Origin of the sequence: Mesorhizobium sp. CO1-1-8 (assembly GCF_020164875.1) — a bacterium.
In the GTDB taxonomy this organism is placed as follows: domain Bacteria; phylum Pseudomonadota; class Alphaproteobacteria; order Rhizobiales; family Rhizobiaceae; genus Mesorhizobium.
This window is the reverse complement of record NZ_JAIUGZ010000015.1, coordinates 1-20,593: the sequence shown is the minus strand read 5'-3', so window position 1 is coordinate 20,593 and position 20,593 is coordinate 1. Positions and strand designations below refer to the sequence as shown.

General features: G+C 63.3%; 17 protein-coding genes. 13 read left to right on the top strand and 4 right to left on the bottom strand.

What is annotated here, in order from left to right:
• Positions 1–287: 287 nt before the first annotated feature.
• A complete protein-coding gene (locus LB558_RS25310; protein WP_224700062.1) occupies positions 288–1,442 on the bottom strand; it encodes a dihydrodipicolinate synthase family protein in 1,155 nt (384 codons plus the stop codon).
• Between the two features lie 240 nt (positions 1,443–1,682).
• Here LB558_RS25310 and LB558_RS25305 point away from each other — a divergent pair, with 240 nt between their 5' ends.
• The 13 genes from LB558_RS25305 (at position 1,683) to LB558_RS25245 (ending at position 16,766) form a co-directional block, all read left to right on the top strand.
• A complete protein-coding gene (locus tag LB558_RS25305; protein WP_224700061.1) occupies positions 1,683–2,741 on the top strand; it encodes a LacI family DNA-binding transcriptional regulator in 1,059 nt (352 codons plus the stop codon).
• A 106-nt stretch (positions 2,742–2,847) separates the two neighbouring features.
• Complete coding sequence (locus tag LB558_RS25300) at positions 2,848–4,449, top strand: acyl CoA:acetate/3-ketoacid CoA transferase (RefSeq protein ID WP_224700060.1); 1,602 nt, start codon at positions 2,848–2,850, stop codon at positions 4,447–4,449.
• The gene (locus LB558_RS25295) at positions 4,442–5,218 is read left to right on the top strand and encodes an enoyl-CoA hydratase/isomerase family protein (protein ID WP_224700059.1); all 777 of its coding nucleotides are present in this window, start codon (positions 4,442–4,444) and stop codon (positions 5,216–5,218) included. Before LB558_RS25300 ends, LB558_RS25295 begins: the two co-directional genes overlap by 8 nt.
• Positions 5,219–5,227: 9 nt before the next feature.
• A complete protein-coding gene (locus LB558_RS25290) occupies positions 5,228–6,739 on the top strand; it encodes an aldehyde dehydrogenase family protein (RefSeq protein ID WP_224700058.1) in 1,512 nt (503 codons plus the stop codon).
• Positions 6,740–6,796: 57 nt separating this feature from the next.
• Complete coding sequence (locus LB558_RS25285) at positions 6,797–8,050, top strand: ABC transporter substrate-binding protein (protein ID WP_127267247.1); 1,254 nt, start codon at positions 6,797–6,799, stop codon at positions 8,048–8,050.
• 103 nt (positions 8,051–8,153) lie between these two features.
• Positions 8,154–9,110 carry a carbohydrate ABC transporter permease gene (locus LB558_RS25280; RefSeq protein WP_024502750.1) on the top strand — a complete coding sequence of 319 codons (957 nt, stop codon included), beginning with the start codon at positions 8,154–8,156 and terminating at the stop codon, positions 9,108–9,110.
• Positions 9,107–10,051, top strand: coding sequence for a carbohydrate ABC transporter permease (locus LB558_RS25275; protein ID WP_224700057.1), 945 nt, complete (start codon positions 9,107–9,109; stop codon positions 10,049–10,051). Before LB558_RS25280 ends, LB558_RS25275 begins: the two co-directional genes overlap by 4 nt.
• A gap of 4 nt (positions 10,052–10,055) precedes the next feature.
• Positions 10,056–11,171 (top strand): ABC transporter ATP-binding protein, encoded by a 1,116-nt coding sequence (locus tag LB558_RS25270; protein ID WP_224700056.1) that lies wholly within the window; start codon positions 10,056–10,058, stop codon positions 11,169–11,171.
• Positions 11,172–11,176: 5 nt separating this feature from the next.
• Positions 11,177–12,679 carry a GMC oxidoreductase gene (locus LB558_RS25265; RefSeq protein ID WP_224700055.1) on the top strand — a complete coding sequence of 501 codons (1,503 nt, stop codon included), beginning with the start codon at positions 11,177–11,179 and terminating at the stop codon, positions 12,677–12,679.
• Complete coding sequence (locus tag LB558_RS25260; protein WP_224700054.1) at positions 12,676–13,437, top strand: 3-ketoacyl-ACP reductase; 762 nt, start codon at positions 12,676–12,678, stop codon at positions 13,435–13,437. Before LB558_RS25265 ends, LB558_RS25260 begins: the two co-directional genes overlap by 4 nt.
• Positions 13,438–13,449: 12 nt before the next feature.
• Complete coding sequence (locus LB558_RS25255) at positions 13,450–15,078, top strand: GMC family oxidoreductase (protein WP_224700053.1); 1,629 nt, start codon at positions 13,450–13,452, stop codon at positions 15,076–15,078.
• A 17-nt stretch (positions 15,079–15,095) separates the two neighbouring features.
• Positions 15,096–15,404 carry a Dabb family protein gene (locus tag LB558_RS25250; protein ID WP_224700052.1) on the top strand — a complete coding sequence of 103 codons (309 nt, stop codon included), beginning with the start codon at positions 15,096–15,098 and terminating at the stop codon, positions 15,402–15,404.
• A gap of 129 nt (positions 15,405–15,533) precedes the next feature.
• On the top strand, positions 15,534–16,766 hold the full coding sequence (locus LB558_RS25245) for an MFS transporter (RefSeq protein ID WP_412033501.1): 1,233 nt from the start codon (positions 15,534–15,536) through the stop codon (positions 16,764–16,766).
• 8 nt (positions 16,767–16,774) lie between these two features.
• On the opposite strand, the gene LB558_RS25240 is transcribed toward LB558_RS25245, so the two are convergent.
• The 3 genes from LB558_RS25240 to LB558_RS25230 form a co-directional block, all read right to left on the bottom strand.
• A complete protein-coding gene (locus LB558_RS25240) occupies positions 16,775–17,620 on the bottom strand; it encodes an EamA family transporter (protein WP_224700050.1) in 846 nt (281 codons plus the stop codon).
• A 7-nt stretch (positions 17,621–17,627) separates the two neighbouring features.
• Positions 17,628–18,530 carry an endonuclease/exonuclease/phosphatase family protein gene (locus LB558_RS25235; protein WP_224700049.1) on the bottom strand — a complete coding sequence of 301 codons (903 nt, stop codon included), beginning with the start codon at positions 18,528–18,530 and terminating at the stop codon, positions 17,628–17,630.
• A gap of 165 nt (positions 18,531–18,695) precedes the next feature.
• The gene (locus LB558_RS25230; RefSeq protein ID WP_224700048.1) at positions 18,696–20,246 is read right to left on the bottom strand and encodes a cation:proton antiporter; all 1,551 of its coding nucleotides are present in this window, start codon (positions 20,244–20,246) and stop codon (positions 18,696–18,698) included.
• Positions 20,247–20,593 lie beyond the last annotated feature (347 nt).

The following is a 20,593-nucleotide window of genomic DNA, read 5'->3' as shown; positions in this document are numbered from 1 at the left end:
GGGGTTACAGGTTCAATCCTTGTCACGCCCACCATCCAACCAGACAAGCGGATCTTGTATCGGCATTTCCCGGCTGTTCGGCAGAGGTAGAGCGGTTCGCATTTAGGTTGACTTATGGCCTGCACCTGGCGCACGCCGCATGCAGTGCTTGAACTTGGCGAACGCCGACTATAGGGGGCAGGAAGAAGAGCCTTGCGAGCGGCGAGCCATCATTGCGCCGGCGCTGCAATCGCGGGCCAACGAACCTTGCGCGGGTATCCGTTTCGCAGGCCAGCCCTTTCGCGGACCTAGACACCCGCCAAAGCACCCAAGCTCTTCATCCTGGCCACCGCCAGATCCGGATCCGCCAGCAATCCTGCCTGGTCGGCAAGGCGGAACACGTCGGCATAGTGACGGACGCCGCGCGCCGACTGCATGCCGCCGACCATCGCGAAATGGTCCTGGTGGCCATTCAGCCAGGCCATGAAGACGATGCCGGCCTTGTAGTACTCGGTCGGCGCCTCGAAGATTTTTCGCGATAGCGGCACGGTCGGTGCCATCAACGCGTCATAGCCGGCGCGGTCGCCTTCCGCCAGTTTCGACAGGGCCGCGTTGGCGACCGGCGCAATCGCGTCGAAAATACCGAGCAGTGCGTGCGAGTGCTTCTTGCCGTCGCCAGCGATCAGTTCGGGATAATTGAAATCGTCGCCGGTGAACATGACGACGCCGTCCGGCAGACGGTTCCTCAGCGCAACCTCCTTGCCGGCATCGAGCAGTGAGATCTTTATCCCCTCCACCTTGCCAACGTGGCGTTCGATGATGGCAACAACTGTATCGAGAGCAGTCTCGAAATTCTCGCTGCCCCAATAGCCCCTGAGCGCCGGATCGAACATGTCGCCAAGCCAATGCAGGATGACCCTACCGGAGGACTGGGACAGGATGCGGTCGTAGACGCTGACATAGTCATCCGGCCCCTTGGCAACTGCCGCCAATGCCCGGCTGGCCATCATGATCGCCTTGCCACCCAAGCCTTCGATGAAAGCGAATTGCCGCTCATAGGCGGTGATCACATCGTTCAGCGTCCTGGCGGCGGCGGGCGCCAGATGGTCGGTGCCGGCACCCGAGGCGAGATCGGCGCCATCGACGGTGCGCGCCTCGGCGATCGAACGGCGGATCAATTCTTGTGCATTTGCCCAGTCGAAGCCCATGCCACGCTGCGACGTGTCCATCGCTTCGGCGATGCGGAAGCCCAGCCGCCACAGATGGTGACGGAACGCCATCGTCCTGTCCCAGTCGACTGCCGGCCTGGACCACGGATCGGTCATGGCGAGCGGATCGGCAACGACATGCGCGGCGGCATAGGCGATACGCGAAAATCGCGCGCCGACCATCGGCTGCACGGGTTCACCGACCAGCGTGTAGCGGGTGCTGCCGCCACCCTCACCAGGCAAGGAAATGTCCATCTATCTCTCCCTTCGCAACGCTACTAAATGGAACGTTCCAATAAATCAAGAACCTTTAAGATCTGAACTCTCTGCAGGCGGGAATGCTGCATTGCAACACAAAAAGCCTTGCAGCTCATGCCATTTGAGTACGTACAATCGAGGTCCGAGGCGGGGGAAAAATCCCGATTGACTCACCAGCGGAGCAGAGATTAGAACGTTCCAATACTTTGGACCTGCAATCGGGGAGGATGCATCTGGATGGCCAACCGGGCCAAGGCGACGATATTCGACATCGCCCGCGAAGCAGGCGTGTCCAAATCGACGGTATCGCTCGTGCTCCAGGGCAGCGGGCTGATCCGGCCCGAGACAGCAAGCAAGGTGCGCAAGGCGATCGAGGATGTCGGTTACGTCTACAACCGCGGCGCCGCCAATCTGCGCAAGGCGCACTCCAATGTCATCGGCATGGTCATCAACGATCTTACCAATCCTTTCTTCGCAGAGCTGGCGGTTGGCATGGAACGGGTCTTCCAGTCAGCCGGTATCGTGCCGTTCATCGCCAATACGGCGGAAAATCCGGTGCGCCAGGAAGAAGTGCTGAAATCGCTGATGGAGCAAGGCGTCGCCGGCCTCATCGTGTCCCCGGCTCGCGGCACGACGCCGGGCGCCTTCAGGCGGATCGAAACGGCAGGTCTGCCGGTGGTCTTCGCCATGCGCCGGCTTCCCGAGAGCCGCATTCCGGTCATCGCGCCCGACAATCATCGCGGCGCCTATCTCGCCACCGCCCATCTGATCGGCAAGGGGCATCGCCGGCTGGTCTTCTTCGGCGGCTCGTCCGATCTCGTCGTCTATCACGAGCGGCTTGGCGGATTTCGCGAAGCCTGCCAGACGCAGGGCATCGCCGACCGCGACGCACTGGTCGTCGAGGGAGAGACCAGCCGCAGAGGGGGTATCGCGTGCCTCGAAACCGCTCTCGCAATGGCTGAACCGCCGACCGCGGCACTCTGCTTCAACGACGCCGTCGCCTTTGGTGCCATGCTGGCGTTGCGCAAGCGCGGGCTTGAGCCGGGAGTTGATTTCGCCATCGTCGGTTTCGACGATGTGGCCGAGGCCGAGCATTACATGCCGGCTCTGACCAGCGTCGCGGTGGACTCGGCAGGCCTCGGCGAACGCGCCGCCCATGTCATGCTGAAAATGATCCAGTCGCGGACAACACGCGCCGAAGACCATATCGGCGCGGTCAATCTCGTGGTCAGGGAAAGCTGCGGCCCGGATCGTCGCATTCGAAACAGGGCGGTCGGTTTGGGAGGCGCTGCATGAGCGTCAAATGGAGCTTGATCGGCGCCAGCGGCGTCAGTCGAGCAGCGTCACGGTCCGCGAAATCACGCAAGGCAGTCGCAATCCACCCTGAGCTTGGGAGCATGAATTGAGCAAGGTCGTCTCCGCGGCACAGGCAGCCGGCCTGATCAAGGACGGCATGGTTGTGTCGGTGTCCTCGTCGAGCGGCCTCGGCTGTCCCGACGCGGTGCTCGCCGCGATCGGCGAACGCTTCGACGCAGAAGGCCATCCGAAGAACATCACCACGCTGCATCCGATCGCCGCCGGCGACATGTATGGCATCAAGGGAATTGACCATTTGGCCAAGCCTGGGCTGCTGACGCGTACGTTGTGCGGCTCCTATCCGTCCGGCCCCTCCTCTTCCGAACCGCCGCAGATATGGAAGATGATCGGCGACAATTCGGTCGCCGCCTACAACGTGCCGTCCGGCATCCTGTTCGATATGCACCGCGAAGCCGCCGCCAAGCGGCCGGGCGTGCTGACCAAGGTCGGCCTCGACACCTTCGCCGACCCGCGCCATCAGGGCTGCGCCATGAACGCCGCCGCCAGCGAGCCGATCGTTTCGGTGCAGCAGTTCGACGGCGAGGAATGGCTCTATTTCCGCTCCATCGTGCCGCAGGTCTCGATCATCCGCGCCACGTCAGCCGACGAGCGCGGCAACCTCACCTACGAGCATGAAGGCGCCTATCTCGGCGGCCTCGAACAGGCGCTCGCCGCCCGCAACAATGGCGGCATCGTCATCGCGCAGGTCAAGCGCGTGGTCGAGAACGGCACGCTGAAACCGCATGACGTGCGCGTGCCGGGCGTCCTGGTCGACCATATCGTCGTCGCGCCCGACCAGTTGCAGACGACGCTGACGCCCTATGACCCGGCCATCTCCGGAGAAATCTTCCGGCCGCTGTCGAGCTTCCGCACGCCAGAGATGAACGTCCAGAAGGTGATCGCGCGCCGCGTCGCCATGGAGTTGCGCGACGGCATGGCGGTCAACATCGGCTTCGGCATTTCCGCCAATGTCCCCCGCATCCTTCTCGAGGAAGGCCAGCACGGCAAGATTACCTGGGTAATCGAACAGGGCGCGGTCGGCGGCGTGCCGCTGCTCGACTTCAAATTCGGCTGCTCGTCGAACGCCGACGCCTTCATGCCCTCGCCGCACCAGTTCATCTACTTCCAGGCCGGCGGCTTCGACGCCTCGTTGCTGTCCTTCCTGCAGATCGATCGACACGGCTCTGTGAACGTTTCGAAGCTTTCGGCGCGGCCGCATGTCACCGCCGGCGCCGGCGGCTTTGTCGACATCACCGCACGGGCGAAGAAGATCGTCTTCTCCGGCTTCTTCAATGCCGGGGCCAAGCTGTCTCTGGCCGATGGCGGCATCCGCATCGAGGCGGAGGGCAAGGTCAAGAAGGTGGTCAACGAAGTCGAGCACATCTCGTTTTCAGGCAAGCGCGCGGTGGCACAGGGTCAGGACATCACCTATGTGACCGAGCGCTGCGTGATGAGGCTGACGCCGGAGGGCCTCGTCATCACAGAACTCGCACCTGGCATCGATCTGCAGCGCGATGTGCTGGCGCAGTCGGAAATCCCGTTGGGCGTTGCCAAGAACCTCAAGACGACACCGGCAGCCCTCTATCAGGAGCCGCCGATAGGCCTGTCGCTGAATGGCGGCGCCTTGCTCGGAGGGGCGCATGGCTGAGCCTCTCGTCACCTTCGAGCAGGATGGCGCCATCGGCATCGTCACGCTGCGCCGGCCGGAGAAATTCAACGCACTGGACATTCCGATGCTGCGGGCGCTGGAGACGGCGCTCGACGCAGCCGAGATGGCCGAGGGCGTCCGCGCCGTGCTGCTGCGCGGCGAAGGCAAGGGCTTCTGCGCCGGCGGCGATGTCGAGGCGTGGGCGCGGATGAGTGCCGCCGATTTCCAGGTGCAATGGGTCCGCTATGGCCACCGCGTCTTCGATCGCTTGGCGCGGCTCAGACAACCGACCATCGCCGTCCTGTCCGGCCATGCGCTGGGCGGCGGCCTGGAGTTGGCTGTGGCTTGCGACTTCCGCGTGGCGGAAACACAAGTGAAATTAGGCTTCCCGGAAACCTCGATCGGCGTGGTGCCCGGCTGGTCCGGCACGCAGCGCGCCGTGCGCCGCTTCGGCGCGCAGACGGTGCGCCGGATGGCGCTCGGCGGCGAGATCTTTCTCGCCCCCGAGGCACTCGCTCTGGGCATCGTCGACCGGGTGGTCGAGACCGGCAAGGCACATGAAGAAGCCAAGACCTGGGCCGGAAAGATAGCCGAGCGCGGGCCGCTGGCGACGGAAGCCGCCAAATTGATGATCGCGGTCGCCGAAGGCGAGGAAAGTGCCGCCGCCACCGAAGCGCTGGCCAGCGGCTTCATCGCCCTGACCGGCGATCTCAAGGCAGGGGTCGATGCCTTCAAGGCCAAGCAGAAGCCAGCCTTTTCGAGAGCCTAGAGCAAACATATGAACGCACCCCTCAAGATCGCCATGCCGGCCGAGGCGGCTGCGGCACCGAAAGCGTACAAGCTGCTGATCGACGGCGAGCATGTCGATGCCCGCGACGGCCGCACGATTGCTCGAAATAGCCCCGGCCACGGTTTCACCGTCTCGCACTATGCGCAGGCCGGCGAGGCCGAAGTGGAAGCCGCTGTGCAGGCTGCCCACAAGGCGTTCGAGACCGGTCCATGGCCGCGCATGAAGGCAGCTGAGCGTGCCGCGATCCTGCTCAAGGCGGCTGATCTGATCGAGGGCCGGCTGGAAGACATCGCCCGGCTCGACGCACTGGAATCGGGCAAACCGATCGCCCAGGCGCGCGGCGAGATCGGCGGCGCCGTCGACATCTGGCGCTACGCCGCCTCGCTGGCCCGCACGCTGCATGGCGAATCCTACGCCAATCTCGGCGACGCCATGTTGGGTGTGGTCCTGCGCGAACCGATCGGCGTCGTCTCGATCATCACCCCATGGAATTTCCCGTTCCTGATCGTCAGCCAGAAGCTTCCCTTCGCGCTTGCCGCCGGCTGCACGGCGGTGGTCAAGCCGAGCGAAATGACCTCAGCCTCGACCTTCGTGCTTGGCGACATCCTGATGCAGGCCGGCCTGCCCGCCGGCGTCGTCAACATCCTCGCCGGTCTTGGCGCCGACGTCGGTGCGCCGATGGTCAGCCATCCCCTGGTCGAGATGGTCTCGTTCACCGGCTCCACCCGCGTCGGCAAGATGACGATGGCGTCCGCCGCGCAGTCGCTGAAGAAAGTCTCGATGGAGCTCGGTGGCAAGAACGGCCAGATCGTCTTCGCCGACGCCGACCTCGAAGCGGCCGCCGATGCGGCGGTGTTCGGCGGCTTCTTCAATGCCGGCGAGTGCTGCAATGCCGGCAGCCGGCTGATCGTGCACGAGGCGATCGCCGACGATTTTCTCAGCGCCGTCAAGGCGCTTACCGCCAGGGTCACGGTCGGCGATCCGCTCGATGACCAAACCAAAGTCGGCGCGATGATTTCGGCAGACCATCTTAAGAAGGTAGCCGGCTATGTTTCTGCTGCTGAAGGCGACGGCAGCCAGGTTTACAGCGGAGGCAAGCAATTGGCCTCCAATGTCGGCCAATACCTTGATCCCACCATCATCCGCGGCGTTACCGAGGAGATGGCCATAGCGCGCGAGGAAGTGTTCGGCCCGGTGCTCTCGGTGCTGACTTTTGAATCGATTGAAAAGGCGTTGCACATCGCCAACAACACGCCCTATGGTTTGTCGGCCGGCGTGTGGAGCGCCAGCATCGACACTTGCATGTCGGTCGCGCGTGGAGTGCGTTCGGGAACCGTTTGGGTGAACACATTCATGGAAGGTTATCCCGAGCTGCCTTTCGGAGGCTACAAGCAGTCCGGTCTCGGACGCGAACTCGGCAAACGCGCCGTCGAGGACTATACCGAGGAAAAGACAATCCAGTTTCATCGCGGCCAGCGCACCGGGTGGTGGGTCGGCTGAGTTGAGAAGAACCCGGCGGCATCCGCCGGTCGTGTAATGCAACAAGGGAGGAAGTACATGTTGCGCAAACTGCTTATCGGAACGGCTCTCGCGTCGGGCCTGGCTTTCGCGGCCCACGCCGAGGACGTCAAGGAAGTCCAGATGCTGCATTGGTGGACCTCGGGCGGCGAAGCGGCTGCTCTCAACGTCCTCAAGGGTGATCTGGCCAAGGAAGGCTACGCCTGGAAGGACGTGCCGGTGGCCGGCGGCGGCGGCGACGCTGCCATGACCGCGCTGAAAGCGATGGTCGCGGCCGGCAATTATCCGACGGCCTCGCAGATGCTCGGCTACACCGTGCTCGACTATGCGGCCGCCGGCGTCATGGGCGACCTGACCGAAACGGCGAAGAAGGAAGGCTGGGACAAGTCCGTTCCGGCAGCCCTGCAGAAGTTTTCGGTCTATGACGGCAAGTGGGTCGCGGCGCCGGTCAACGTTCACTCGGTCAACTGGCTGTGGATCAACAAGGCCGTCCTGGACAAGATCGGCGGCACCGAGCCGAAGACCTTCGACGACTTCGTTGCACTGCTCGACAAGGCCAAGGCGGCAGGCGTGATCCCGCTCGCTCTCGGCGGCCAGAACTGGCAGGAAGCCACCATGTTCGACTCCGTCGTGCTGTCGACCGGCGGACCCGAGTTCTACAAGAAGGCCTTCAACGACCTCGATGACGAATCCCTGAAGTCGGACACGATGAAGAAGTCGTTCGACAATTTGGCCAAGCTCGTCACCTATGTCGACCCCAACTTCTCCGGCCGCGACTGGAACCTTGCCACCGCCATGGTCATCAAGGGCGACGCCCTGGTGCAGGTTATGGGCGACTGGGCCAAGGGCGAGTTCAACGCCGCCAAGAAAACGCCGGGCACCGACTTCCTGTGCTATCGCTTCCCAGGCACCGACGGCTCGGTGATCTACAACTCCGACATGTTCGGCATGTTCAACGTTCCGGACGACCGCAAGGCAGCCCAGGTCGCGCTGGCCACCGCCACCCTGTCGAAGAGCTTCCAGTCGGCCTTCAACGTCGTCAAGGGTTCGGTCCCGGCCCGTACCGACGTCCCGGACACCGACTTCGACGCTTGCGGCAAGAAGGGCATCGCCGACCTGAAGGCAGCCAACGAAGGCGGCACGCTGTTCGGCTCGCTGGCCCAAGGCTATGGCGCACCTCCGGCGGTCGCCAATGCCTACAAGGATGTCGTCTCGAAATTCGTCCATGGTCAGATTAAGACCTCGGACGAGGCGGTGACCGAGCTGGTCAAGGCGATCGACGACGCCAAGTAAGCGCCACACGCCAAAAACGCCTTCCCCGCTCCGGCGGGGAAGGCCCAGATCCGCGAACTAGATCGGCGAAGCTGGTTGGCCGCGAGTCGACGGGAGGAGCCCCATGAGCACGGTAGCGACAAGCCAGATCAAGCTGACGCCGGAGCATGCGCGGCCACGCGCCTCGGTGCGCTCGCGCCTGCAGGACGCATTGCCAAAGATCGTGCTGGCGCCCAGCTTCGCCATAACCATCGTCTTCGTCTACGGCTTCATCCTGTGGACGATCTATCTGTCCTTCACCAATTCCAAGACCTTTCCATCCTATGTCCTGACCGGCTCGCGCGCCTATCAGCGGCTGTGGGGCTGGACCTTCGACACCGACCCGCCGTCGAGCTGGTACACGTCGATCACCAACATGGGTATTTTCGGTTTCCTTTACATCGCAATCTGCCTGGCGCTCGGCCTGTTCCTGGCCATCCTGCTCGACCAGAAAATCCGCGGCGAAGGCGTGTTGCGGCCGATCTATCTCTACCCGATGGCGCTGTCCTTCATCGTCACCGGCGTCGCTTGGAAGTGGTTCCTCGATCCCGGCCTCGGCCTCGAGCAGACCTTGCATCAATGGGGCTGGACGAGCTTCCATTTCGACTGGATCAAGAACAAGGATTTCGTCATCTACACGGTGGTCATTGCCGGCGTCTGGCAGGCCTCCGGCTTCATCATGGCGATGTTCCTGGCCGGCCTGCGCGGCATTGACGGCGAGATCATGAAGGCGGCGCAGATCGACGGCGCCACCACCTTCCAGCTCTACCGCCGCATCGTCATTCCGCTGCTGCGGCCGATCTTCCTGTCAGCCTTCATCGTGCTCGCGCACCTCGCCATCAAGTCATACGATCTGGTCGTGGCCCTGACCAGCGGCGGCCCAGGCGGCTCGGCATGGCTGCCCTCCAACTTCATGTATGAGTACACGTTCAAGCGCAACGAGATGGCCGTCGGCTCGGCAAGCGCGGTGATCATGCTGATGACCATCGTCGCCATCATCGTGCCCTATCTCTATTCGGAACTGCGGGAGAAGCCGCGATGAGCGCTGTCGCCACTCCCGTCCGCCAAGCCTCCGGCGGTGTCAACGTCAAGCTCATGAACCGCATCGTCATCTACGGGCTGCTGGCGCTGTTTGCGCTGTTCTATTTGATGCCGCTGTTCGTCATGCTGGTGACCTCGTTCAAGACCATGGACGAGATCCAGAACGGCAACATGCTGGCATTGCCCAAGGCGCCAACCTTCAATCCGTGGCTGAAGGCCTGGGGAGAGACCTGCGTCGGCCTCACCTGCGCCGGCATCAAGGGCTATTTCTGGAACTCCATCAAGATGGTGGTTCCCGCCGTGCTGATCTCGACGATGCTCGGGGCGCTGAACGGCTATGTGCTGACCAAATGGCGCTTCCGCGGCGCGACGCTGGTGTTCGGGCTGATGCTGTTCGCCTGCTTCATCCCGTTCCAATCGGTGCTGCTGCCGATGGCAACCATCCTCGGCAGCCTCGGCCGCTTCGGCGTCACGCTGCAGAATGCGACGGGAACCAGCTTTGGCCTCGGCAACCCGACGGTCAACCTCGTCTTCGTCCACGTCGTCTACGGCATCGGCTTCACCACGCTGTTCTTCCGCAATTATTACGAGGCGTTCCCGACCGAACTGGTCAAGGCGGCGCAGGTCGACGGCGCCTCCTTCTTCCAGATCTTCCGCCGCATCATGCTGCCGAATTCGATGCCGATCTTCGTCGTCACCGTGATCTACCAGTTCACCAACATCTGGAACGACTTCCTGTTCGCCTCGGCTTACGCCGGCACCGGCGACTCGATGCCGATGACGGTGGCGCTCAACAACGTCGTCAACACCTCGACCGGCGTCGTCGAATACAACGTCAACATGGCCGCCGCGATGATCGCGGCACTGCCCACCCTTCTCGTCTATGTGCTCGCCGGCCGCTATTTCGTGCGCGGTCTCATGGCTGGCGCCGTCAAAGGATGATCTGATGGCTTTTCTGGAAATTGATGGTCTGAGAAAGCGCTTCGGCCAAGTCGAGATCCTGAAAGGGATCGATGTCGAACTCGAGAAGGGCGGCTTCCTGGTGCTGGTCGGCCCTTCCGGCTGCGGCAAGTCGACCTTGCTCAACACCATCGCCGGCCTGGAGACGATCACCTCGGGCGAAATCCGTGTCGACGGCCGCACCATCAACGATCTGCACCCCTCCAAGCGCGACATCGCCATGGTGTTCCAGAGCTATGCGCTCTACCCGAACATGACGGTGGCCGGAAACATCTCCTTCGGCATGGAGATGCGCGGCGTACCGGCGTCGGAGCGCCAGAAGGCCATCGACAAGGTGGCCAAGGTGCTGCAGATCGGTCACTTGCTGCAGCGCAAGCCGAGCCAGCTTTCGGGCGGCCAGCGCCAGCGCGTCGCCATGGGCCGTGCGCTGGTGCGCGACCCCAAACTGTTTCTTTTCGACGAGCCGCTGTCCAACCTCGACGCCAAGCTGCGCGTCGACATGCGCATCGAGATCAAGCGCCTGCATGCCACCACCGGCACCACCATCGTCTACGTCACCCACGACCAGATCGAGGCGATGACGCTGGCGACCAAGATCGCGGTCATGCGGGATGGCGAGGTGCAGCAGTTCGGCACCCCGGCCGAAATTTATAACAACCCGAGCAATCTCTTCGTCGCCGACTTCATGGGCTCGCCGGCGATGAACCTGATCCCGGCGACGATCGGCACGTCAGGCAACGCGCTGTCCGTGGTGCTGCAGCGCGAAGCACGAGAGCCGATCTCGCTGCCGATGGCCAATGCACCGGCCGGCCTGTCGGCATTCCAGGACAAGCCGATCATCTTCGGTGTCCGCCCCGAAGCCCTGACCGATCCGGAAGGTGCCGAGCGCAACGCCTCGCACATCGCTACCGCCGACTGTCACATCGAGGTCGTCGAACCGGCCGGCTCCGACACCTTCGCCGTCACCAATCTTGGCGGCAAGGGCGTGGTGGCGCGGCTGCGCGCCGACGCCAATATCCAGCCGGGCACCAACACGCCGCTCGCCTTCAACCTGACCAAGGCGGTGTTCTTCGATCCGGCGACCGAGACCCGCATTCGCTGACCGCCATGACAAATCCGGACATCGTCATCATCGGCTCCGGCATTGGCGGCGCCACGATCGCCTCCGGCCTTGCCGGCAGCGGCGCCTCGATCCTGATGCTGGAGCGCGGCGAGCCGTTGCCGGCGACACCGCACGCGCGCGACACGCGCTCGATCTTCGTCGACGGCCATTATAGGCCGAAGGAGATGTGGCTTGAGGCCGGCGGCGCCGCCTTCAACCCCGGCAACTATTACTATGTCGGCGGCAATTCGAAATTCTATGGCGCGGTGCTGATCCGCTACCGCAAGGAAGATTTCGCCGCCATGGAGCACTTTGGCGGCGTCTCGCCGGCATGGCCGTTTTCCTATGAGGAATTCGAGCCTTGGTATTCGAAAGCCGAACAGCTGTTTCGCGTGCGCGGTGCACTGGGCGAGGATCCGACCGAGCCGTTCCATTCGATCCCCTATGCCTTCAAGCCGGTGCCCGACGAGGCCCCCATCGCCCGCGCCCGCGCCGAGCTGAAAAGCCTCGGCCTGCATCCGGCCTCGCTGCCGCTCGGCGTCGACATCGACACCTGGCTGAAAGAGGGCAAGACCGGCTGGGATGCTTTTCCCAACACCGGCCAGGGCAAGGTAGACGCGCAAACCGGGCCGCTTACCGCTGCCCTGACCGACCAGAACATCAAGCTCCAGACCGGCGCCTATGTCGAATATCTCGAAGCCTCGGCCGACGGCACGACGATATCAGCCATTCACTACCGCCAGAATGGCGAGCTGAAGAAAGTATCATCGAAGCTGGTCATCCTCTCGGCCGGCGCGGTCAATTCCGCCGTCATCCTGCTGCGCTCGCCCACATCGCACGGCAAGGGCCTTGCCAACCGCTCCGACCAGGTCGGCCGTAATTTCATGAACCACAATTCCAGCGCCATGCTGGCGATCGACCCGCGCCGCCGCAACGATGCCGTCTACCAGAAGACCTTGATGCTGAACGACTATTACCTATCCGACGGCAAGGGCGGCAAGCCGCTCGGCAATGTGCAGCTTTTGGGAAAGATCGACGGCAACATGCTGCGGGCCAATGTCAAGTACACGCCGGGATTCGCGCTGGATTTCATGGCCGGCCATGCCGTCGACTGGTACCTGATGTGCGAGGATCTGCCCGACCCGGAAAGCCGCATCATGGTCGACGGCAAGGACATCGTCATGCAGTGGCGGCGCTCCAACATGCAGTCGCTCGACGGGTTGACCAAGGTGATGCGCGAGAATTTCCGCGCCTGCGGTTATCCCATCGTGCTGTCGCGCCCCTTCGACAAGCGCACGCCGTCGCACCAATGCGGCACGATAAAGATGGGTGACGATCCGGCCACCGCGCCGCTCGATCCGTTCTGCCGGTCCTTCGACCACCGGAACCTGTTCGTCGTCGACGCCGGTTTCCTGCCGAACTCGGCCGCCGTCAACCCAGCGCTATCGATTGCAGCCCAGGCGCTGCGTGTCGCCGATCACATCCGGAAGACGGACCTCGCCGCATGACCCGACCCTCCGCCATCGTCACCGGCGGCGCGCGCGGCATCGGCCTTGCCTGCGCCCAGGCACTGGCCGATGCCGGTTTCGATATTCTGGTCGCCGACCTTGCCGAAACGGCCGCTGACGGACTTGCCACCGATATCACCAAGCGTGGCGCGAAGTTCGCCTACGTCCAGTGCGACATCGCCAATCTCTTCAGCCACACCGCACTTGTCGATGCCGCGATGCGCGCCTTCGGCCGCATCGACTGCCTGGTCAACAATGCCGGCGTCGGCGCCGTGATGCGCGGTGACCTCCTGGACCTCAAGCCGGAGAATTTCGACCGCACGCTGGGCATCAATCTGCGCGGCACCGTCTTCCTCAGCCAGGCCGTGTCCAATGCGATGCTGGCTGCACCAGGCGACCACCAGAGGTCGATCATCACCATCACCTCGGTCAGCGCCGAAATGGCATCGCCGGAGCGGCCGGACTACTGCATCTCGAAAGCCGGACTTTCGATGTGGGTGAAGAACCTGGCGCTGCGGCTTGCGCCCGAAAACATCGGCGTGTTCGAGGTGCGGCCCGGCATCATCCGCACCGATATGACTTCAGGCGTCACCGCCAGATACGACGCCCTCATAGACGGTGGGCTGGTGCCGGCAAAGCGCTGGGGCGAAGCATCGGACATCGGCGCCGTGGTGGCGACGCTCGCCGGCGGAAAGCTCGGCTTTTCGACCGGCTCGATCATCAATGTCGACGGCGCGCTCTCGGTGCCACGGCTGTGAACGGATGAAAAAATGACCGATTACATCATCGTGGGCGCCGGTCCGGCCGGCTGCGTTCTGGCCAACCGGTTGAGCGAGAATCCCAGCAACTCAGTCTTGCTGCTGGAAGCCGGCGGCAAGGACTGGCATCCCTATATCCACATGCCGGCGGGCTTCGCCAAGATGACGAAGGGGATCGCCTCCTGGGGCTGGTCGACCGTGCCGCAGAGAAACATGAAGGACCGCGTCTTCTGGTACACGCAGGCCAAGGTGGTCGGCGGCGGCTCGTCCATCAACGCCCAGATCTACACGCGCGGCAATGCCCGCGACTATGATGCCTGGGAGAAGGAAGAGGGTCTCACCGGCTGGGGTTATCGCGACGTGCTGCCCTATTTCAAGCGCGCCGAAAACAACCAGCGCTACGCCAACGATTTTCACGGCGACCAGGGACCGCTCGGCGTATCGAACCCGATTGCGCCGCTGCCGATCTGCGAAGCCTATTTCCGCGCCGGCCAGGAGATGGGCATTCCCTTCAATCCGGACTTCAACGGCGCTGCCCAAGAAGGCGTCGGCTACTACCAGCTGACCCAGAAGAATGCCCGGCGCTCGTCCGCTTCCGTCGCCTATTTGAAGCCGATCCGCGCCCGCAAGAACCTGACGGTCAGGACCGACGTGCTGGTGACCCGCATCGTCGTCGAAAAGGGCCGTGCCATCGGCGTCGAGGTGGTCGACAGACCAGGCGGCGAGAAGAAAATTCTGCGCGCGGAGCGCGAGGTGATCGTCTCGTCCGGCGCCATCGGCTCGCCAAAACTCCTGATGCAGTCGGGCATCGGCCCGGCAGACCATCTGAAGTCGGTCGGCGTCACGCCGGTGCACGACCTGCCCGGCGTCGGCTCCAACATGCAGGACCATCTCGATCTGTTCGTCATCGCCGAATGTACCGGCGACCACACCTATGACAACTACGCCAAGCTGCACCGCACGGCATGGGCCGGCCTGCAATATCTGCTCCTGAAGAAGGGACCGGTGGCCTCCAGCCTGTTTGAGACCGGCGGCTTCTGGTACGCCGACCCGACAGCCGCTTCGCCCGACATCCAATTCCACCTCGGCCTCGGCTCCGGCATCGAGGCCGGCGTCGAGAAGCTGAAAAACCCCGGTGTAACCCTGAACTCGGCCTTCCTGCGACCGCGCTCGCGCGGCACGGTGCGGCTGAAGAGCGCCGACCCGGCCGATCATCCTCTGATCGACCCGAACTACTGGTCCGATCCCTATGACCGCGCCATGTCGATCAAGGGGCTGCGGCTAGCCCGCGAGATCATGCGGCAGAAGGCGCTTGCCCCCTATGTTCTGCGCGAAGTGCTGCCCGGCCCGTCACTGGCCAGCGACGACGAACTGTTCGACTATGCCTGCCGCAGTTCCAAAACCGACCACCACCCGGTCGGCACCTGCCGCATGGGCCACGACGACATGGCTGTCGTGACGCCGGATCTCAGGCTGCGCGGCATTGAGGGCCTGCGCGTTTGCGATGCCTCGGTGATGCCGCGCGTGCCCTCCTCCAACACCAATGCGCCGACCATCATGGTCGGCGAAAAGGGCGCCGACCTGGTCCTCGGCCGCGAGCCGCTGCCGCCGGCCGTGTTTTCCGGAAACCGGGCTGCTTAGCCACTGAGGAGTACGACATGATCAGGCACTGTGTTTTCATCAAATTTCGCACCGGTGTCGCCGCCACCGAGCGCACGGCGATCCATGCCGATCTCGAGGCGCTTCGACAGGTGATCGACGGCATGGACGCAGTAAAATTCAGCGCCAATGTCAGCCCGGAGCCGTTCGCACACGGCTTCACCCATGGCTTCACCATCGATTTCCGCGATGCTGCCGCCCGTGACGCCTATCTGGCGCATGAGGCGCACCAGCGCGCCGGCGCTCGGCTTGTTGCAGCTCTCGAAGGCGGTACAGACGGGCTGATGGTGTTTGATCTCGAAATCTAGAACCCGTCGACCGATGACACGTACTGTCGCACCTTCCGCCATTCCAGCGGGCCTTCGATCAAATGAGCCACGCGAAAAAGTGACCACCGATCTTCCCTGAACTGGCCGATAATTCCCCCATCGACGACGATGGAGGAGGAAGATTTGCCCCTTAATTCGCAGCAGAAGAAGACCGTCCTCGCCTCATTCCTGGGCTGGACGCTCGATGCTTTCGATTTCTTCCTTCTGACATTCCTGCTCACCGATATCGCGACCGAATTCCACGCCGATGTCCCGGCCGTCTCCAAGGCGTTGTTCCTGACGCTGGCAACGCGCTTCATCGGCGCGTTCTTCTTCGGCATGCTTGCCGACAAATACGGGCGCAAGCCGATCCTGATGCTCAACATCGTCAGCTATTCGGTAATCGGCGCGCTGGCCGCCTTCTCTCCCAATCTCGGCATCTTCCTCGCCCTGCGTGCTTTGTTCGGCATCGCCATGGGCGGCGAATGGGGGCTTGGCAGTTCGCTGGCCATGGAATCCATCCCGCCGAGCGCACGCGGCATGGTCTCCGGCATCCTGCAATGCGGCTATCCGGCCGGCTATCTGCTGGCGGCGGTGGTCTATGGCCTGCTCTATCAGCAAACGATCGGCGACTACACGATCGGCTGGCGTGCAATGTTCCTGCTCAGCTTTGTGCCGGCGCTGATTGTGCTGTTCATCCGCTCGCATGTGCCGGAATCGCCGGCCTTCGTCGAAGCGCAGAAGACCGCGAGACCGGGCATGTGGGAAACCCTTCAGAAACACTGGGGCGTCGCGCTCTATGCCGTCGTGCTGATGATGTTCTTCAATTTCTTCAGCCATGGCACGCAGGATCTTTATCCGACCTTCCTGAAGAAGCAGCACGGCTTCGATCCGCACACGGTGAGCTGGATCACCATCGTCGCCAATATCGGCGCCATCGTCGGCGGTTTGGCGTTCGGCGCGTTGTCCGAGAAGATCGGCCGCGTCAACGCCATCACGCTGGCCTGCCTGATCGCCCTGCCGTCCATCCCGCTATGGGCCTATTCGACCACCCCGTTCATGCTCGCCATCGGCGCCTTCGTCATGCAGGTCGCGGTCCAGGGCGCCTGGGGCGTCATCCCCGTGCACCTCAACGAGCTTTCGCCCGGCGCGGTGCGGGCGACCTTGCCCGGCTTTATCTATCAGGCGGGTAATCTCGCCGCGTCCTATGGCGGCCCCTATCAGGCCGGAATCGCTGAAAGCGCCGGGGGCAGCTATGGCTATGCGCTGGCGCTGTTTGCCGGCGTGGTCGCCGTCTGCATCATCGTCGTCATCCGCTTCAGTCCGGAACGACGTGGCCAGTTGATGACTGTGCTCAATTAGGGTCGAAGTCAGCCGAGCCTGAGCGCAACGACACCGGCAACGATGCTGAGCGCGGCGGCACCGCGCCACCCGGTCATTTTTTCGCCGAGCGCGAAGACCGAGATCATCATGGCAAACAGGATCGAGGTTTCACGCAGCGAGGCCACCGAGGCGATCGGCGCCTTTGTCATCGCCCACATCACGATCCAGTAGGCCGCACCGCTGAGCACGCCCGTGAACAGCCCGGCCTTCCAGTCGCGTGTCAGCACCGGCAGCGCCTTCGGCCCGCGGAAGATGAGGCACAGCACCAAGGCGCCAAAAGCATCGCAGATGAACAGCCAGGCTGCATAGCTCTGCGCGGTTGCCGCCAGCCGCGCGCCGCTGCCGTCGGACAGCGTGTAGCTGGCAATGAAGATCGAAGTCCCCAGCGCGAAGCCGACCGCGCGCAGATTGAGCTTTTCCAGATGTGCGCCGCCCCGAAACGACATCACCAGCGTGCCGGCCGACAACAGGAAGATGCCGAGCATGGCGAACGGGCCGGGAATCTCGGCAACGACGAACATGCCGCCAAAGGCCGACAGCAGAGGTGCGGTGCCCCGCGCCAGCGGATAGGTCTGGGCGAAATCGCCCGCCTTATACGCGCCGATCAGGAAGGTCCGGTAGCCCATGTGGAAAATGACCGAAGCGATGATGTAGGGCCACACTTCCGCCTTCGGCACTTCGACGAAAGGCAGCACCACCAGCGCTGCCCCGCCCATGCCGAGCGTCATCAGCGTGATCGACAGGAAGCGGTCGAGATGGACCTTGACCAGCGCATTCCAGATCGCGTGCATGGCGGCGGCTGCAAGCACTGCGAAGAAGACGAAAAGCGTCATGTGTGGCTCATGTGGCGATGCCGGGCGTTTCCAGGTCGATGTCGACCCGCAGCGGAAAATGATCCGACGCAACCTCGCCGATGTCGGCACTGATCGAACGCACCCGCCCGGCGAACATGCCGCCGACGAAGCAATGGTCGAGCCGGCGCTTTGCCAGCTTGCCGTCGATGGTCTTCACATGGGTGTGGAAGTCCGGAACCGGCTCCCCGGCAACGGCGGCGGCATCGACGAAACCGTCAAGATAGGCGGCACCCCGATGGTAGGGCGTGCTGCCGACGATACGGCGATATTCGGCGCTACCCGGTTCCATGTTGAAATCACCCATCCAGATCGCCGCCAGCGGGTTTTCCGGCTCCGCCTCGCCGCTGGTCCAGTTGCGCGTGGGCTCGTCGTCGACGCCGCTCCACGGCCCGCCATCGGACGGTGCCCGGCGATGCTCGGCCAGCAGATAGTCGATCTGCTCCAGCCGCTCCTCGGCCGCGATGTGGGCGAGATGCAGCGACAACACCCGCACCGGCCCTGCCGGCGTGCGGATCATGCATTCAAGCGCGGCGTTGCGGGTGTTGAGCGGCCGCTGCGTGCGGCGCATCGGCAGCGCATGCAGTCGCGACCAGACGATCGGCAGTTTCGACAGCACCATGGTGCCGAACTGACGGCGCCGATTGACCAGACGGCCGTCGCGCTGCTCGCTGGCATCCATGTCGAAGGCCGGGCCATAGACCCAGTGATGTTCGGGCAGCAGGCGGGAAAGCAGCTCCGGCTGGTCGTCATGATTGCTGCGCTGCCAGTGCCGCTCGACCTCTTGCAGGGCAATGATATCGGCGCCGGCAACGATCCGCGCCGCGCGCGAAAGATCGTAGCGGCCGTCGCCGCCGAACCCGTACTGGATGTTGTAGCTGACCAGCTTCATTGCTTATCCGGCTCAATTTCGTGTTGGCAGTAGCGGTTCGATGCCACGGTTGCAATGTGCAGGAGAATGGATGTGGCTTGGACCAGCCTTGCCTTCACCGGGATCATGCACCGATCCCGAAGCACTTCGGCATCTTCCGTGCGCCGGAAAACGGCGTGCGATGCCTTAAGTATTCAGCGGCTGGAACCGGCCGGGTGGCGACGCCGCCAGTTCGGTCCAGTCGATCTCTTCCTCAAGGCGATGATAGGCTTCGTCCCCGATCGTCCCGTTGCGGCGCAATTCCTCCAGCGCGTCGCGCTGGCTCTTGATCGCATAAAGACGCAAGCGGTCATATTCGGTCGCCGCCTGGGCATCGTCGGGATTTTTGGCGATCTTGCGTTGAGCGGCATATTGCTCGCGCACCGCGGCCGCCGCGTCCGATGTCTTGCCACTCAATATGTCGAGCGCGGCCTGCATGACCACAACACGCGCCTGCGCAACCTCGCGGTCGACCGTTTCGTCAGGGTCGAGGTTCAGCAGGCGCAGCAGCGGCTTCAGGCTCATGCCTTGCAGCACCAGCGTGCCGAGCACAACCGTGAAGGCAGCGAGCACGATCGGGTCGCGGGCCGGGAATTCCGCCGGCAGGGCGAATGCCGCCGCAAGCGTCACCAAACCGCGCATCCCGCACCAGCCGATCAGCACGCCGCCACGAAACGACGGAGCGTCACGCTGACGATCAGCTCCGCCGAAACGGCCAAACCACCTGATGATCGCGCCGCACCCCAGCACCCAGATGAGGCGTGAGACGATGACGATGGCAAGCACTGTCCCGGCCAGGACGAACGCATCGGTCTGCCCCTGCCCGGCAAGCCGGCCGACGATCGTCCGCGCCTGCAGGCCCATCAGCACGAAAGCCAGAACATTGAGCACGAAGACCGCCGTTTCCCAGACCGAATACGAGCTGATGCGGTTTCTGGCCGGCATGCGGCGCGGCGCGGTGCGGGCGATCGTCATGGCATAGACGACTATGGTGATGATGGCCGACAGTCCGATCCTGTCGGCCAGGATCCAGACCCCGAATGTGCCGGCAAATTGCACCACGGTGCCGCTCGCCGGGTCCTCGATCCGGCCCAGCGTCATCAGAGACACCCGGCCAAGCAGGTAGCCGGCCGCAAGACTGCCGAGCGTGGACAGCAGGATGATCGGAACGGCGCTGCTCAGCAGAATGGAACCTGCTGCCGCCGAAATCGCCATCCGGTAGATCAGCAACGCGGTGGCGTCGTTAAGCAGGCTCTCGCCTTGCAGAATGGCAGTGATGCGATGCGGCACCTTGAATTGGCCAAGCACGGCCGATGCCGCAACCGCATCGGGCGGCGCCACGATGGCGCCAAGCGCTATGGCTGCGGCGATCGGCAGACCTGCCATCGCCCAGCCGGCCAGCGCGACCGTCGCTGTCGTGAAAAGGACGGCACCAAGCGCCAGCAGCACAAGCGGGACCCTGTAGCGGTTGAGATCGCGCAGCGACGTGTCATAGGCGGCATCGAGCAGCACCGGCGCAATGAACAGGGCAAGCGCCAGTTCCGGGTCGATCTCGATGGTCGGCACGCCAGGCACGAAGGCTATGCCCACCCCAGCCAGCGCCAGCAAAGAGGGATAGGGAACCTGCACGCGCCGCGACAGCGCCGTAAGCGCAACGGCGATCAACAGCAGAACGAGTGTCAGTTCGAAAAGAACCATGGCCTCTTATAGCCGGGAAGCGAGATTCTGGCAGTGGCAAAGCGGTTGGAAAACTGTTGATTGCCCAGCAAGCTCGAGCCGGCAGGATATGCCTCGAATTGCCTTTCCGCTAATTCGACAAATCCGCCGACCCCACCGACATCGAGATCACCTGATATGGGGTTCGCTTAACACGGACTTCGCTACATTGCAGTCCATGCCACGCGGGCGGAAGCATCGTCCGTCTTCGTCGACCGGGATGCAGCCATCATTCCAAACAAGCGCAGCAGCCTAAGGCTTGTTGAGATTCAGGATTCCGCCTGAACTTGGATTGTGATTCAAGCTTTGGATGGAACGATTCGTACTGA